Annotated in this window: 9 protein-coding genes; 6 read left to right on the forward strand and 3 right to left on the reverse strand. The window is 64.7% G+C overall.

What is annotated here, in order from left to right:
• Positions 1–449 (reverse strand): hypothetical protein (locus tag CG471_RS01880; RefSeq protein WP_099230397.1); only part of this gene is annotated, 449 nt, incomplete at its 3' end.
• Positions 450–562: 113 nt separating this feature from the next.
• Here CG471_RS01880 and CG471_RS01885 point away from each other — a divergent pair.
• From CG471_RS01885 to CG471_RS01900, 4 genes are all read left to right on the forward strand, one after another.
• Entirely contained in the window at positions 563–1588 is a 1026-nt protein-coding gene (locus CG471_RS01885) for an oxidoreductase (RefSeq protein ID WP_099230209.1), read from the forward strand.
• An 88-nt stretch (positions 1589–1676) separates the two neighbouring features.
• Positions 1677–2198: a sigma-70 family RNA polymerase sigma factor gene (locus tag CG471_RS01890; protein ID WP_099230211.1), complete on the forward strand. Its 522-nt coding sequence runs from the start codon at positions 1677–1679 to the stop codon at positions 2196–2198.
• Positions 2199–2201: 3 nt separating this feature from the next.
• The gene (locus CG471_RS01895; RefSeq protein ID WP_099230213.1) at positions 2202–2966 is read left to right on the forward strand and encodes an anti-sigma factor; all 765 of its coding nucleotides are present in this window, start codon (positions 2202–2204) and stop codon (positions 2964–2966) included.
• Complete coding sequence (locus tag CG471_RS01900; protein ID WP_099230215.1) at positions 2967–4598, forward strand: FAD-dependent oxidoreductase; 1632 nt, start codon at positions 2967–2969, stop codon at positions 4596–4598.
• Positions 4599–4896: 298 nt separating this feature from the next.
• Here CG471_RS01900 and CG471_RS01905 read toward each other — a convergent pair whose 3' ends face one another.
• Positions 4897–8007, reverse strand: coding sequence for a DUF4982 domain-containing protein (locus CG471_RS01905; protein WP_099230217.1), 3111 nt, complete (start codon positions 8005–8007; stop codon positions 4897–4899).
• Between the two features lie 147 nt (positions 8008–8154).
• A complete protein-coding gene (locus CG471_RS01910; RefSeq protein ID WP_257211393.1) occupies positions 8155–10074 on the reverse strand; it encodes a rhamnogalacturonan lyase in 1920 nt (639 codons plus the stop codon).
• 146 nt (positions 10075–10220) lie between these two features.
• Here CG471_RS01910 and CG471_RS01915 point away from each other — a divergent pair, with 146 nt between their 5' ends.
• Entirely contained in the window at positions 10221–13349 is a 3129-nt protein-coding gene (locus CG471_RS01915; protein ID WP_180275595.1) for a TonB-dependent receptor, read from the forward strand.
• A gap of 133 nt (positions 13350–13482) precedes the next feature.
• On the forward strand, positions 13483–13734 hold the full coding sequence (locus tag CG471_RS01920; RefSeq protein WP_099230221.1) for a hypothetical protein: 252 nt from the start codon (positions 13483–13485) through the stop codon (positions 13732–13734).
• The last annotated feature ends 150 nt before the right edge of the window (positions 13735–13884 follow it).

Here is a 13884-nt window from a genome sequence, read left to right on the forward strand (position 1 = left end):
AGATAATGGCCAAGCTCCGGCGCATCGACGAAGCAACTGTCCATGAAGCCCGGATTATGGCTGACATGGGGGACGGGCAGGCCATCGGCGTCGGCGCGGGCGAGCAGGGCCTGCCACTGCGCGGCGTCGTGGATCAGATAGCCCAGATGATGATGGCGCAACTGGAAAGCATCGCCGGGGGCAAGGCGGTCCATGTAGATGGCCGATCCCGGCCCGGAGGCGGTCAGCAATTCATACATGACCGGGCCGACCCAAGCCAGTTCGACGCGGATCTGGCCGCCCGCCGCCAGCGGTCCTTCGAGCCGGCGGAAAGCGCCGATACCATAGCGATCGGCCAGGATCGCCTGTGCCCGGTCGATATCGTTAGTCGCATAGGCGATCTGGAAATGGTCGGCGCGCAGCACGCCCGATGCCGGGTCGACAAGCGGCGATGGTCGGCGCAACAACATGGGCGCTATCCTCTCGGCATGATTCCGTTCGCGGGATTCGGTATGAAGATAGTATATGCTATCTTTATGGGGCAAGGCGCGTGCGCCCTGATCCGCCCCGGCGATATGGGACGATGATGATGCAGGAAATCGGCGTGGGCCTGATCGGCTATGGGCTTGGCGGGCGGGCGTTCCACGCGCCCTATGTGCTGGCGACGCCGGGCATGGCGCTGCGCGCGGTGGTCTCGCGCGATCCGGCCAAGGTCCATGCCGGCCTGCCGGGCATGCAGGTGGTGCCCGATGTCGATGCGCTGCTGGCGCTGCCGGGGATCGATCTGGTCATCGTGTGCAGCCCGGACGAGCTGCATGCCGATCATGCGATCGCGGCGCTGCGGGCGGGCAAGCATGTGCTGGTGGACAAGCCCTTCGCTGCGACGCTGGCCGATGCGCGCCGGGTCGCGGCCGAGGCGGAAGGCGCGGGCAGGTTGCTTGCCGTGTTCCAGAACCGGCGCTGGGACGCCGATTTCCGCACCCTGCGCCGGCTGATCGCCGAGGGACGGCTGGGGGAGATCGTCCAGTTCGAAAGCCATTTCGATCGCTGGCGGCCGACCCCGGCCACGACCTGGAAGGATGCGCGCGCGGCCGGCATCTGGCAGGATCTGGGGCCGCATCTGGTCGACCAGGCGCTGTGCCTGTTCGGGAAGCCCGAAGGGGTGAGCGCGGACATTGCCGCACTGCGTGAAGGGGCGGCGTCGCCCGACTATTTCCATGTGACGCTGCGCTATCCGCGCCATCGCGTGCTGCTGCATGCGACCAAGCAGGCGGCGGCGCATGGGCTGCGCTTCGTCGTCCATGGCACGGGCGGCAGCTGGATCAAGAATGGGACCGACGGGCAGGAGGCAGCGACGGTCGCGGGGCAGCGGCCCGAGGGCGCGGACTGGGGCATCGATCCGCAGCCGGGCCATCTGACTGATGCTGCGGGGGATAGCCATATGGTCATGAACGAGCGGGGCGATTATCGGCTGTTCTGGCAGGCGCTGGCCGATGCGATCCGGGGCGAGGGCGCCAATCCGGTACCGGCGGACGAAGCGATCGCGGTGATGGAAATATTGGAGGCGGGCCTGCGCAGCAGCGCGGAAGGGCGCGAAATCCGGCCCTGATCGCCGGTCGGGGAAAGCCCCGATACATGGTCTGGAAATAATTTGGTAGCAAAGGGGATTAAAGCCGCCACTGAGGCGTAAGTGACGTATGAAACCCACGTCGCCCAAGGTCGTCGACCTGCTGCCCGCGCTGATGCGCTACGCCCGTCGACTGACCGGCAATGAAAGCGATGCCGAAGACCTGGTCCAGGATGCGCTGGTGCGCGCCTATGCCAATGCCGACAGCTATCAGCGCGGTCGGCCACTGCGCGTCTGGCTGTTTTCCATTTTGCACAATGTCTTTGTCAGCGGCACGCGACGGGCGGCCGTGCGCGAACGGTTCCGTGCCGACGCCGTGGCACAGGCCGAGCCGGTAGCGGCGCCGGCACAGGAGCAGATGGTGCGGCTGCACCAGATCGAGGCGGCGCTGACCGCCTTGCCGGAGGAGCAGCAGACCGTGCTGCATCTCGTCGCGGTCGAGGGCCTGTCCTATCAGGATGCGGCCGACGCGATCGGCATTCCCATCGGCACGCTGATTTCGCGGCTGTCCCGTGCCCGCGCGAAGCTGCGCGCGCTGGAGGAGGGGGCACCCGCCGTGCGCCCCGGCCATCTGCGCGTCGTGAGGGATTGAGCCATGGCGGAACTCACCATCACCGAATGCGAACTGCACGCCTATGTCGACGATCAGCTCGACGCGATGGGGCGGCTGGAAGTGGCCGATTATCTGGTGCGCAATCCCGATGTCGCCGCACGTGTGCTGGCCGACCTGTCGGTGCGGGACGCGATGCGGGCACTGGCCGAGCGCGACGAGAAGCCGGTGCCGCAACGCTTGCACGACAGCGCCCGCAAGGTGGAGGGGGCGCTGCACCGTAGCCGCCTGTTTCGCCGGTTGAGCGGCGGGCTGGCAATGGCGGCGGGCATCGTCGCTGCGGTGGCGCTGGGCGTGGGCAAGCTGAACATGGGCGTGGCACCGACGGCGCAGGCGATGCCGGTGTTCATCGAGGAGGCCTTGATGTCGCACAAGACCGCGCTGGTGCGGTCGCACATGAAGTCGCAGCCCGAAATCCCGCATTTCGACCCGGCCGATGTCCGGTCGGCCACCCATATCAACGTGCCGGTGCTGCCGGCGGGCTGGCGGGTGCTGGACGTGCAACTGTTCCCGTCCGACTATGGGCCGAGCCTGCAACTGGTGATCGATGCAGGCGAAAAGGCGCCGGTGTCGCTGTTCGCGGCGCGGGCCGTCACCGGCCTGCCGGAAACGCCGCGCACCCAGGTCGTCGACGGCGAGACCATCGCCTACTGGGCCCGCAAGGGCACCGTCTATGTGCTGACCGGCGTGGAATCCCAGGATTTCCTGCAGAAGCACGCGGCCGATCTGGCCAATAATCAGGACGCATGAATGAGCATTGATCTCTCGCAACAGACCGGCGCGCTGCGCCGGCAGGCAGATGTCTGCGTCATCGGCGCGGGCGCGGCCGGCATCACCACCGCGCGCCGGCTGCTGGCGGCCGGGCATCAGGTGCTGCTGCTGGAAAGCGGCGGGCTGGACTATGAGCGGGAAACCGCCGACCTCAACGCCGGCAGGAATGTCGGCCAGACCTATTATGATCTGGACGATGCGCGGCTGCGCTTCTTTGGCGGCACGACGGCGATCTGGGGCGGGCGCTGCGCCACGCTGGACCCGATCGACCTCCAGCGCCGCGACTGGGTGGCGGGATCAGGCTGGCCGCTGTCCTGGGACGAGTTGCAGGACTATTATGGCCAGGCACGCGGCATATTCGAGATTGGCGACGAGCCGGCCAGTGCCGAGGCGCTGAGCGCCCATGGCGTGCCGCTGCCCGGCTTTGACCGGTCGGAACTGCACATGCCGGTGTGGAATTTCGATCCGCGCTTCAACCGCTTCACCTTCGACGCGTGCCAGGATCTGCGCGATCATCCGCGCTGCGAGATCATCACCCATGCCAGCGTCACGCGAATCGTGACCAGGGATGGCGCGATCAGCCGGATCGAGGCGAAGGCGCTGGCCGGCGCGCATCTGCATGTCGAGGCCCGCGCCTTCGTGCTGGCGGCGGGCGGGATCGAGAATGCCCGGCTGCTGCTGGCGTCGAACATCGGCAATGAGCGCGACCAGGTCGGCCGCAACTTCATGGAACATCCCCATGCGCGCGGCGGGCGGATCGTCGATGCCAGGGCCTGGCCGCTGCTCAAGGCGTTCGGCCGGCGGCACCGGATCGGCGGCCATGACATGGCGGCGCTGATCACCCCCTCGGCCGATCTGCAGCGGCGCGAGGGGCTGCTCAACAGTTCGCTCACCATCGTCGGGCGGCAACCGGCGCGGGCGTCGCAATTCTGGGGCATGCGCGCCTATGGCTCGCTCAAGCATGACATGTCGCCGACGCGCAGTGGCCGGCGGATGTGGATGATGACCAAGAAGGCGGCGACCTGGGCCCAGCGCCATGTCGATCCGTTGCGCCCCTGGCTGCTGCACAAGGCGGGCAAGCTGGAAATCGCGCTGCTGGTGCGGGCCGAACAGGCGCCCAATCCCGACAGCCGGGTGCGGCTGACGAAGGAGCGTGACGCGCTGGGCGTGCCGCGCGTGGCGCTGGACTGGCGGCTGTCGGCGATCGACAAGCATAGCGTGACGGGACTTGTCGATGGTCTGGGCCGCGAACTCAAGCGGCTGGGCATGGGCCGGGTCGAGCGGGCCGACTGGCTGGACGAGCCGGGCGAATTGTGGCGCAACGATCCGCTCATCTCCTCCCACGCGATCGGCGGCTATCATCATATGGGCACGACCCGCATGGCGACCGATCCGCGCCAGGGCGTGGTCGATGCCGATGGGCGGGTGCATGGCCAGGCCAATCTCTATGTCGTGGGCTCTTCGACCTTCCCGACGTCGAGCTGGGCCAATCCGACGCTGACCATCGCCGCGCTGGCGCTGCGCACGGCCGATCGGCTGTCGGTCGCGCTCAACCGCCCGGTGGCGCAGCCGGAGCCGGTGCGGGTGCCGGGACTGGCGAAGGCGTCGTAGCGCTCGCTTTGCGGTTCGCCGAGCGGTGGCGATGGGTGGATTGCGGCCATTCCACCAACGTCATGCTGAACTTGTTTCAGCATCCATCGGACCCAACAAACTATTGGTCTTATGGGAGGAATGGACCCTGAAACAAGTTCAGGGTGACGATGATGGTGAGGGCAGCTTCTGGTAGCTTTCAGACCGTCCGAATTTGTCCGGATGACCTGAGGCAGGCGATCAGGGAACAGCCGGCGCGGCTCTCTCGTTTCTCGACAGCTCGAAACGAACGGATGTGGGAGCGTGCAGGCTGAGGGCCTCAGTCCACCGGGCCGTGGAATTCGGCTTCGACGATGCCCAGGTGCCAGCCGGGCGGGACGGCGTCGGCGCCGGTGTCGCCGGCCTGGCGGGCGCTGGCCAGTTCGACCACCTTGCCGAAGGCGTCCTTGTCCTGCACCGGGCCGGTCTGGCGGATGCGCAGCGTCTGGCCGGTCGTCGCGGGGAAGCGGAGCGTGGTATAGCCGAGCTGCCGTTCGGTCTCGCCGCGCCAGACGCTCTTGCCGTCGATCGTCAGTTCGAGCGGATAGGCACGCGAGCGCCAGCCGACCAGTTTCAGGTCGATTTCGCTGAGCCGCACCGGGGTGGCGAAGCGATATTCGATCCAGCCATTGTCGGGCTTGCCGTCGCTCGCCCAGCGGGTGAGTTCATTGTCGTCGACGGTGGCACCCGCATCGGCCTGTCCGGACCCGGCACGGATGTCCTGCGCAACGAAGGTTGTGCGATGCGGGGTGAAGCTGGGGGTGGCCGGCGTCGGGCCGCGCACCAGGCTGCCGGGCTGGAAGGCGTCGGCGAAGTCGGTGGACAGGCCATTCTTGGCAGCGGCGGGCAGCTTGGTCGCGATCGACAGGCTGGCGGCCTTGAGGCCCGGCGCGGTTGCGGTGAGCGATACGGTGCCCGCCTTCGTTCCCGCGCGGATCAGGACGCGATTGACGCCGCCCTCGAGCGGCAGGTCGGGCGAGAGGATATAATTATCCTCCTCGCGCGCGGTGCCGGCATAGGAGGTGGTGCCGTCCGCGCCATGCGCCTTGGTCACCACCGCTTCGCCTTCGGTCTGGCCGGCGCGGACCTTGCCCCGGCTGTCGCCCTGGGCGATGCCGCCGCGCCAGAGCGCCGGCCCCTTGAGGTCGAAATGGACCTTGCTGGCGTCGACCGGCACGCGGCGGCCCTGGGCATCGACCGCCTCGACATCGACCAGTGCGATGTCGGCGCCGTCCATGACGAAGCCGCGCGGCGAGACATGGGGGGTGAGTTTCAGCGCGACCGCCGGGCCGGTGGTAGAGAGGCTATATTCCGACGTCTTGCCATCGGCGTGGGTGGCAATGGCGCGCAGCGTGCCGGGGGCGAAGGCGATAGCCTTCCAGCTGAAGAGGAAGCTGTCGCTGCGCTGGCCCTTGCCGAGCGAGCGACCGTTGAGGAACAGCTCGACGCTCTGCCCATTGGACACGACGGCCATGTCCTTGACCGTGCCGGGCGCATAGTTCCAGTGGCCGATGATGTGGGTGGTGGGGGTGACGCTGTCGACCCAGTCGTTCCACATCACCTGATGCGCGAAAAAGCCCTGTTTGGGGATGCGCACGGCGTCGACCTCGCCCGAGCGGCGGTAATTATTGTCGCCGCGATAATGGGTGTTGCTGTCCGACCAGATGATGTTGACGCCGCCCGAACTGACGCGGGTGCCGGTGCCCGGCCGCATGACATAATAGTCGTTCCAGCGCTTCACATCCTCGATGGCATGGCTGTCCTGGTTGCGATTATAGTCGGGCGCATCCTTGTGGAAGGGCGGGGTGAAATTGTCCTGATAGGCGCGGGCGGCTTCGTCGCGGCTATATTCCATCGACCACATCGGATGCTTCGCGCTCTTGTTGATATAGAGCATCTCGCCGCCATATTCGGCGACTTTGCTGTCCAGCATCTCGCGCGATCCGATGGCGCGGCCGCCATGGGGATCGTATTGATCGCGGATCGCCTTCATCTCCGCCATATGTGCTTCGCTGATATTCTCGTTCCCGCTTTCGTAGAAGAGGATCGAGGGATTGTTGCGATTATAGATGATCGCGTCGCGCATCACTTCCTTGCGCTGGTCCCAGCGGCGGCCGGTGACGTCGCTTTCGGCGTCGCCCGCCGGCATCGCCTGCATCAGGCCGACGCGGTCGGCGGATTCGATGTCCTGCTTGGACGGGGTGACGTGCATCCAGCGGACCAGATTGCCGCCGCTCTCCACCATCAGCGCGTTGGAAAAGTCGCTGATCCAGGGCGGGATGGAGGTGCCGACGGCGGGCCATTCATTGGAGGTGCGCTGGGCATAGCCATGGACCATGATGGTGCGGCCGTTGAGGTCGATCTTGCCATTGCCGAAGCGGGTCTGGCGGAAGCCGGTTTTGGTATCGACGCTGTCGATGACCTTGCCAGTATTCTTTGGGCCTTTGTCGATCAGGCTGGTCGTCACGGTGTAGAGATAGCCATAGCCCCAGCTCCAATAATGGAGGTCGGTGACCGGCGCGGCGGCGGCGAGGGTGGCGGTCTGGCCGGGCGCGATCGAGGTGGCGGCGCTGTCGAAGCGGGCGATGCGGCGGCCGGCGGGATCGCGGATTTCGACGCGGAGCGACAAGGCGCGGGCGGCTGTGCTGTCGTTGCGGACCTGGCTTTCTGCATGGATAGTGGCGCGGCGGCCGGCGATGTCGAAGCCGTCGGCCCAGACATATTGGCCGGTGGTGCCGAGCGTCGAATAGAGCGGCAGCGTCTGATAGACTTGGCCGGTCAGGTGGAGCCGGACATTCTTGGTAATGCCGCCATAATTGACGTTGAAATTGTCATTGTTCCACTGGAAGCCGCTGCCGGTGGCGCGTTCCTTGTACTTCCAGTCATTGTCGACGCGCACGGCAATGACATTGTCGCCGGGACGGAGCGCGGCGCTGATATCGGCGCCAAAGGCCATCACGCCATGTTCAGACAGGGCCACCGAGCGGCCATTGACCCAGATCTCGGCGGCCTGACGCACGCCTTCAAATTCCAGGAAGGCCCTGCCGCGTGTCGCATCGGCGGGGAGGGTGATGTGCTTGCGATACCAGATGATGCCGGTGGAGAGCGCCTTGATGTCGCGGGCGAAGGCCTGCGTCTCGTTGAAGGCGTTGGGCAGGGTGACGCTCTGCCAGCCCTTGTCGTCAAAGCCGGGCTGCTGTGCGCCGGCCTGGTCGCCGGTGGTCATCCGCCAGCCGGGGTTGAGATTGTAGGTCTGGCGCGGCGAGGCGGTGACGGTGGAGGCGTCATGGGCAGCGGCGGGGAGCGCGGGCAGGAGCGGCGCCAGCGCCAGCAGGGCCAGGCCGCCCCGCAAGTGACGCACCCGCGCGCCGACAGCCGATTTCCGCTTCATGCCCTTGCCCTCTCCGAATATTGGTCAGGCCACTTTGGGCGATGCCGGGCGAGGGGTCAATAGATATCCCTAAAAATGGATGAATGATCCATATATTGGTCAGTCAGATCGGGCGGCGCACGCGATGCTGAGCCGCCCGAGCCGTTGTCAGCGTTCGCCCTGCTTGCCAGCGCCCAGATAGAAGCTGGTGTGCGGCGGCTGGTTATAGGCGGTGTTCTGCCAGGCGACGCCGAGGCGATAGACCGGATCCTGCATCAGCGTAACGAAGCGGTGCATGGTCGGATAGGGGGTGGTGTAGATGCGCAGCTCGCGATTGTCCGCGCTGCGCCACACCACTTCCTCACGCCAGTCGCCGATCAGGTCCGCCTGAAGCGCCGGTGTCGCCTTGGTGCCGTTGTTGGACGACAGGCCTTCGGGCGAGAGCAGGGGGATTTCCTTGCCATTTTCCCAATCCCATTTGGAAATGGTCGTCTTGTCGAGCAGTTCGCGCAACAGGTCGCCGTCCCACCAGATCGCGAAGTTCATCTGGCGCGGGCGCGGGCCGATCGGCTTGCCGGCGACGTCGAACAGTTCGGCGGAGCTGGAATTCCAGAACTCGGCGCCCCAGTGGCGCGGATCGATATCGGCGGCGACGCCGCGACCGGTGTCCTTTTCGGCCGGGGTGGACCAGAGCATCTGGCCGGTGCGCGCGTCGAGCAGGGCGGAGCCGATCATGCCATTCTGGCGCTGATCCTCGAACACGCCGAATTTTTCGAGGCCGGGACGGGCGGGGTCGAGATCGCTGACATGCATGGTGTCGCCGTGGAAGAGCGGCTGGGTCCACAGCCCCTTGCCATCGTCATCGACCGCCATCGATCCGTAGATCACCTCGTCGCGGCCGTCGCCATCGACATCGGCGATCGAAAGCTGGTGATTGCCGCGTCCGGCATAGTCGCCATTGCCCGGCTGGCTGCTGTCGAACAGCCAGCGCTGGGTCAGCTTGCCGTCGCGCCAGTCCCAGGCGGCGATCGCGGTGCGGGCATAATAGCCGCGGCCAAAGACCATGGAGGGCAAATGCCCGTCGAGATAGGCGACACCGGCCAGGAACCGGTCGGATCGGTTGGCATAGCCATCGCCCCAGCTTTCGGCCAGCTGCTCGGTCGTGGGATTGCCGCCGGGATAGCGCGGCGGATCATAGGGGGCGGTGGCCAGCGCCTTGCCGGTGAGGCCGTCGAAGACGGTCAGATATTCCGGCCCCTTGACGATGCGGCCCTGCATCGGCGCGACCTTGGTGCCATCGGGCAGTATCTTGGCGCCGGTGCGGTCGCGCTGAGGCACTTCGCCATCATGGCCGCGCCAGTCGGCCCTGGCGTCGCCGATCACCGTGCCGGTGCCGTCGACCGTGCCGTCAGCGGTCTTCATCGCCACTTCGGCGCGGCCGTCGCCGTCGAAGTCGAAGGCGAGGAACTGGGTATAATGGGCGCCGGCGCGGATGTTGCGGCCAAGGTCGATGCGCCATAGCCGTGTGCCATCGAGCCGATAGGCGTCGAGCAGCACCGGCCCGCTATAGCCGGCCTGGCTATTGTCATGGCTGTTGGTCGGATCCCATTTCAGGATGATCTCGTAACGGCCGTCGCCGTCCAGATCGGCCGCGCTCGCATCATTGGCGGTGTAGCTGAACGACTCGCCGGCCGGGGTGACGCCGTCGGTGGGGGGCGTGAGGGGGATGGAGAGATAGGATTTGTCCCACATCATGGCTGGGGAGGGGGCGCTCTTGTCGCCGATCCGCTGCACCGCATAGCGGCTGGTGGCGCTGCCCTTCCTGTCGACGAAGGCGGTGGCTTCGCCGACGCGGCTGTCATGGATCGGCTTGCCGTCGCGCAACAGGCGGAAACGGATGGTGGCGGGATCATCGGCCAGTAGACGCCATGTAATGAGCATGCCGCCGCCCTGTGCTGGTAGCGCTACCGCGCCGCGATCAAGTCGTTCGGCCGCTATTCGGGCGGTGGGGCCAGTTGCCAATGCCGTGGTCGAAGTCGCCAGCCCGAGCATCAGGGTAAAGGCCCGAATAGTGGTGCGCATTTGCATCAATCTCCCCTCCGGATCACTACTGATCCAAATATTAGAATTGCATCCCACATATAGGTTCAGTAACTCTCCGTCTAGAAACTGATTCGACGACCGTGGGGAAACGGAGTCGGTCATGGGGTGTTCTGGGAGAGAGGGGATCGGCTATGCGCGAGCATACCACTGAAAGCGTGCAACATTTTTCCAACATCGCGATGGTTCGCCGGACGCTGAAGGGCGCTTCCGCCCTCGCCTTGGCCGGCGTCATGCTGGTGTCGGCTTCGGCTATTGCTCAGACAAATGACGAAGGCGAAAAGAAGCAGGGCGCCGCTTCGGCCGCCGATATCGTCGTCGTCGGTACCCGCGCCTCGCTCCAGTCGGCGATCAACCGCAAGAAGATCGCCAACACCGTCGTCGACTCGATCGTCGCCGACGATATCGCCAGCTTCCCCGACAAGAATATCGGTGACTCGCTCGCCCGCATCACCGGCGTCCAGTTGAGCCGCGACTTTGGCGAGGGCACGCAGATCTCGATCCGCGGCGTCGAGCCCGACCTCAACCGCGTCGAGATCAACGGCGTCAGCCAGGTCAGCGCCACCGGCACCCGCGCCGGCGACTTCCGCGAAATTGCGGCCGAACTGGTCAAGTCGATCGACGTCTACAAGGGCTATGCCGTCGACCTGACCGAAGGTGGCATTGGCGGCACGGTGCGCGTCGAAACGCGCAAGCCGCTGGAACTGAAGGATCCGCTCTTTTCGCTGACGGCGGCGGGCCAGAATCAGGAACTGACCGAAACCTGGAAGCCGCGCCTGACCTTCTTTGCCGGCGCACCCAAATTCCTGATCGATGGCCTGGGTATCCTGGTCAACGCCACCTATAGCGACGTCGATACGCGCCAGGATTATATCAGCAACACCAACTGGTCGCGCCTGGCCGATTTCGATCATTCGACCGAAAAGACGGTCGCCGATCCGCTCTATGCCAATTATAACACCTATGAGAGCTGCGCTGGCGTCGGTGGCACCTCGACGGCCAACGCGACCGCGCGCCGGCTGGCCTGCGAAACCCAGTTCTTCGACTGGGCGCCGACCGTGCCGCGCTATCGCCAGTGGGTGCGTAACGACAAGCGCATTTCGGGCGATGTGACGCTGCAATATCAGGTCGCTCCCAGTTTCCGTGCCTATGCCAATGCGCAGATCAACCTGCGCAACCAGCGTCTGCAGGACACCAATTATTCGATCGATCTGGGTCGTATCGAACGCTTCAATCTCGATCCCGCTCTGGCGGCTGGCACCAATGGCGGTACTTCGCGCCCGCGCGTGCAACTGGGCACGTCGACGGTGAATGAAAATCATGTCGTCACCAGCCTGACCACGGCGGTCAATGCGGTGAATGTCGGCACGGCTGCTGCTCCCAACTGGAATGGCGCGGGCAACATCGTGGGCGTCCAGCGCCGCGACTTCAGCTATGACCAGAACAGCAAATATTTCTCGGGTGGCTTCACCTGGGATGTGGGCAGCCGGCTGAAGATCGACGCGATGGGGTCGCACGCGACCGCCCATACCGAGCAGGAAACCAACCTGATCTCGATCGGCACCAGCGTCGCTGGCATCAGCATCGACCGCAGCAACGATCAGGGCGTGCCGGTCTTCACCTTCCCGTCGAGCTTCGATCCGGCTGATCCCAACGTCTATACCGATTATTCGCGCGTGGGCGCCAATGGCCAGCCGCTGCCGGTTTATGGGCCGGCGCTGCAATATCGTCCGGGCCAGCTGAACAATACCGAAGACCAGTTGAAGTTCGATGCGGATTGGGAAATCGACCACCCGATCGTCAGCAAGATCGAGTTCGGTGGACAGTGGCGCCGGCAGAAGTTCCTCAACTATGCTGGCGGTGGCTCGCGCCTGCTCGATCCGACGACGATGACCTATCAGTCGAGCGCCAACGTGTCCTACACGACCAACATCGTCGAGAACCCGACGCAGACCCGCAACGGCAATACCTGGTACATGACCCCCGCCCAATATCAGGCGATGGTGAGCGCGCTGGGTGGCGTTACCGGCGGCGCACCGCTCTTCTCGGGCCTGAAGGGGGCGCCTTCGGGCATTCCGAGCGCGATTGCCTTCCCGAATTTCGATGCCAGCGTGCTGTCGAAATTCTATGACCTGTCGGGCTTCGACCAGGATCTGGTGCTGGAGGCCGATGGCCTGCCGCAGATTCCGAGCGCGCGCATCGACGAGAAAATCTATGCCGGCTATGTCATGGCCGATATTGATACCGAGATTTTCGGCATGCGCCTGACCGGCAATGCGGGCCTGCGCTGGACCCATACCAAGGATACCGGCGTTGGCACCAACATCAGCCGCGTGACGCGGATCAATGCGACCGGCGGTACCGAAACGGTGACGATTGCTGCGCAGGAAGCCCTGATTTCCAACAGCTACACGGATTTCCTGCCGGCGTTCAACGCGAACCTGGAACTGACCCGCGACCTGTTCCTGCGTGCCAACTGGGCCAAGAATCTGGCCCGTCCCAAGCCGGCCGACCTGGTGCCGAACATCAACTGCCTGGATGACCAGACCCTGATCGGAACCGATGATGTCTGCACCGCAGGCAACCCGGACCTGAAGCCCTATCGCGCCGACCAGTGGGAAGCGAACCTGGCCTGGTATCCCAATGCCGACACGATGCTGAGCCTTGGCTATTACAAGAAATATGAGTCGAGCTTCGTCATTCCCAACGTGACGCGCAGCGGCGTCGACCTGTTCCATGACGGCACCAGCTATACGGTGCGTCAGCCGGTCAACGGCTATGGCGCGCTGCTCGACGGTATCGAGGCGAGCGCCCAGACAGCCTTCACCTTCCTGCCCAAGCCGTTCGACGGGTTCGGTGCCAGCGGCAACTTCACCTATGCCCGCGCCATTCGCACCAACCTGACCAACAGCGCGACCGGTGCGGAGCTGAAGGAATATCCGGGCCTTTCCAAATATACCTACAACGCCAGCTTCTTCTACGACAAGGACTGGCTGAACTTCCGGGTGAGCTACAATTATCGTTCCAAGTGGCTGGATACGGTGATCAGCGCGACCAATGGCAACAACCCGCTTTATCGCAAGGGTGAAGGCTATCTGGACGGCAAGATCACGCTGCGCTTCCCGGAATATCATTTCAGCGTCTTCCTGGAGGGGCAGAACCTCAACAAGGAATATTCCAAGGTCTATATCAACAAGGATATGCCGGTGGATCTCTATTATCCTGGCCGTCGCTTCTTCGTCGGTATCCAGGGCAAGTTCTGATCCATCGCATTCCGATGGGAATGGCTGTGCGGCTCCGGGATTTGATCCCGGAGCCGTTCTCTTTTGTTGGGAATGAAGGCGATTTTGGCGGCTTTTCCTTGACCGAATCAAGCGCTCCGCCGAGCATTGGCACATGATACCGATCGAACGCGCTGCGCGGGCCCTGAGCGCCCTTGAGACCCAGTCGGAGGACCGGTGGCGGGATTATCTGCCGGCTGTTGTGGCTGTCGTCGATGCCCTGCACGAGCCCAGTGAATTCATGCAGGAGGCCGGTGGCGAGATATTTCGCACCTATAATCCGCATCATGCGGAGTTCGCGTTGCAGAGCGACGCTGCCAATTGCTGGCGGCTGATGATCGACGCGATGCGCAAAGGGAATTTCTGACCCTCTGCCGGGGTGACGCGCCCGCTTTTCGAAAACCGCGGTGTGCGCCCCGGATCTTGGCAGCGGGCGCGTCGCCCGCTCGATATCATCCGGGGGCGTCCTGTCCTGCCGTTTGTTGGCACGACAGTTGTGCGTTGCGTGCAGAAATGG

It is taken from the genome of Sphingobium sp. IP1 (assembly GCF_002708645.1).
GTDB classification, from domain to species: domain Bacteria; phylum Pseudomonadota; class Alphaproteobacteria; order Sphingomonadales; family Sphingomonadaceae; genus Sphingobium; species Sphingobium yanoikuyae.